3 protein-coding genes are annotated in these 2722 nt (G+C 42.4%); all 3 read right to left on the bottom strand.

Annotated elements, in window-relative coordinates; all coding sequences use genetic code 11:
- Positions 1-191: 191 nt before the first annotated feature.
- The 3 genes from tnpC to tnpA all read right to left on the bottom strand — a co-directional run bounded on the left by tnpC (position 192) and on the right by tnpA (position 2635).
- Entirely contained in the window at positions 192-1856 is a 1665-nt protein-coding gene (gene tnpC, locus H6A61_RS15085; protein ID WP_239469255.1) for an IS66 family transposase, read from the bottom strand.
- An 80-nt stretch (positions 1857-1936) separates the two neighbouring features.
- Positions 1937-2299, bottom strand: a complete 363-nt coding sequence (tnpB, locus tag H6A61_RS15080) for an IS66 family insertion sequence element accessory protein TnpB (RefSeq protein ID WP_204394713.1) — start codon at positions 2297-2299, stop codon at positions 1937-1939.
- Positions 2300-2302: 3 nt separating this feature from the next.
- The gene (gene tnpA, locus H6A61_RS15075; protein WP_235329819.1) at positions 2303-2635 is read right to left on the bottom strand and encodes an IS66 family insertion sequence element accessory protein TnpA; all 333 of its coding nucleotides are present in this window, start codon (positions 2633-2635) and stop codon (positions 2303-2305) included.
- Between the last annotated feature and the right edge of the window lie 87 nt (positions 2636-2722).

Below are 2722 nucleotides of genomic sequence, written 5' to 3'. Positions count from 1 at the left end.
GTAAGCATTCAGTAAACCCCGTATGATTAAAACTGGTAAAGCCGGCATAGATTGTCTATTAAAAATTTCGACTTGTCTCTGAAAATGTTGAAGATATTCGACGATTTCTATCAGGATCTATTAAAAGCTAGGATTTTTCTCCGAAAAAGTCGAAGACATTAATACATACCTGTGACTTTTTCGGAGATTCTTTAAATAATCTTCTTGTCTTTTAAAGATGATGGCAGTAATTCTGCAATGTCCTTGGAGTAATCACTGTCGTATTCATGTACGTGGTTAAGGAAATAGTTCATCCAGCCCTTGAAGTCCACATCGGCAGCCTTGCAGCACCCCATGAATGAATAGATAACAGCAGCATCTTCAGCTGCGTCATGATTACCACAGAATAAAAAATTCTTCCTGCCGACCGCTATGGGGCGCGCTGAATTTTCTATCAGATTATTGTCTATACAATATTTACCGTCCATTGTATAATGTGCCAGCTGGCGCACATGATTAAGGAAGTAGTGCATGGCTTGTCCTATCGGACTTTTAGGAAGAACCTTACCATACTCCGCAAGACACCATTTCTCAAACGAACAGATTATAGGATATGCAAGCCGTTTACGCAGTTCCATACGCTGCTGTGCATTCATGTTGTCGTCATCGGCTATACGTTCCACGTCATAGAGCATGCCTATAATGGTCATGGCATACTCCGCCCTGGCCTTGTCATGCTTCAAAGCCCTCTCAAAGTAGCGTCTGGCATGTGCCCAACAGCATATGACGATGATACCTTTTATCTTTTCAAGTGTACCATAAGCGGCATACCCGTCCGTCTGTATGGCACCTTGATAATCCATGAAGAGTTCCAGAGCCACTTTCATACTTCTGGAACCGTCATGATAGAAGAAGAAAACCTGGTTGTTCATCACACTCCGTACCAGCCAAAGATATCCTTTTATTGTCTGATGCTTCTCGTTGTTGATTATAGGTATCGTCGTCTCATCAGACTGGACATAATCGGAAGACAGAACCAGTTCCTTCAACCGGTAATAGGCGGGGCGCATCAGGTCGGCCACTTCATGGAACCAGGCTTCAATAGTGGATGGCGGCAGGCTGATACCTATACGCTTGAACATCTGTATCTGCCGGTAGAACGGAAGATGGTCCACATATTTGCCGACCATAAGTTCTGTAAGCAGTGAAGCACTTGCATAACTCTTAGGTATCGGTTCGTTTTTCACCGGAGCAGTGATAATCCGGTTTGTATCCTTGCGCATGCCTTTGTGTCTGACAGTAACCCGGACATACAGTTCTGCCGGTTTATATTCAAGATGTTCGGAAGTTTCCGTTTCATTAAACAGCACCCATTGGTCCTCATGACCAAGATAGCCCTCCGGATAGATATGTTCTTCCTCACGGCGGAGATGCTCAGGCAGCTTTTGGCGGACGGGAACTTTTTTCTCGTGTTCCCTGACCTTAATCCGCTTATACTCGCTTACCTCTTTTATGGCCTGGCGGGCTGCCTCTTCCTCCTCTGGAGTCATATCCATTTTGTCGAAGTCAAGTTTCAATTGGTTTGGGTCATCAGGGAGTTTTCTCTTTTCAGACATTGCTCCCCAGACTTTCCTCTGAAGATACTCCAGTTTACGTTCCAACGATGCAATACGATTGTCCTTGGATTCAATGGCTTTATCCTTAGCTTCAATGATTTTGTCTTTCTCTGACAGCCTGGCTTCGTATGAGTCTTTCATGGCCTGCAGGTCAGACATTTCTTTAAGCTTCCTTTCTGCCTGCATAAGACGTCGGTACAGATCATCACGGTCACGAAGGACTGCCTCAAGTGCTATTTTAAAATTTGGATCTTCTGCCATTTTCCGTATCTTTTATTTACTGTAAAGGTACGAAAAACACCTGACATACAGAAGGATTTGAACATTATTTTACTATACGATCACTCCTTTTTAGGAGACCAGCGTGGTGCTCTTTTCGTCTCTGAAGGTGATATACCATGCACTATCAATGTCAATTCTGACCAGTTGATGGAGAGTGAAGCGGAAGAGTCTTCACAGTCAATATCAGACAAACGGAAAGTACCACTCTCAAGTCTCATATTATATATCACCAGCCCACCGTATTCGGCATGGAGTATTTTCATGTTGGTCAATGATTTATTGATAAATATAAATGCATCGCCTTCCTGTACATCCTTACCCATTTTCTCTGTCACGATTCCGCTCAGAGAGTAAAAACTCTTTCGCATATCAGTCGGATAAGGGTAAAGGAAAAAACGATCTGAGTCACTGAGGCAAAACATGGCTTACTGGCATAAAAGGATTAATGACTTTAGCACCTCAAGTGATATTGCACTATTGATACGAAGCGTTACACCATTGGCGTATATAATCTCACATTCTGAATCGCTTTTAGATTCTATCTCTTTTGAAGCAGTAGTAATGTTCAGTTTACCGTTCAGATTGTTCATTCTTACAGGAACAAATCCTTGTGTATCGGGAAGAGCTGAATCGGTTAGTTTCCTACGCCAGTAATAAAATTTACCTTCGTCAAATCCGGTATTGTTACAATAATCCCGGACAGACAAACCAGACAACTTCCAGTCTTCGTATGTCTGCTTGAATTGGTCTAATGTCATATTCTTCATTTTTGTACAATATTGGTTATGGGTACAAAAATATAAAGAATCAAGACTGAGTTCTGACGGGGTTTACTGAATGCTTAC

It is taken from the genome of Bacteroides caecigallinarum, assembly GCF_016901995.1.
In the GTDB taxonomy this organism is placed as follows: Bacteria; Bacteroidota; Bacteroidia; order Bacteroidales; family Bacteroidaceae; genus Phocaeicola; species Phocaeicola cellulolyticus.
This window is presented reverse-complemented; position numbering and strand designations above follow the sequence as displayed.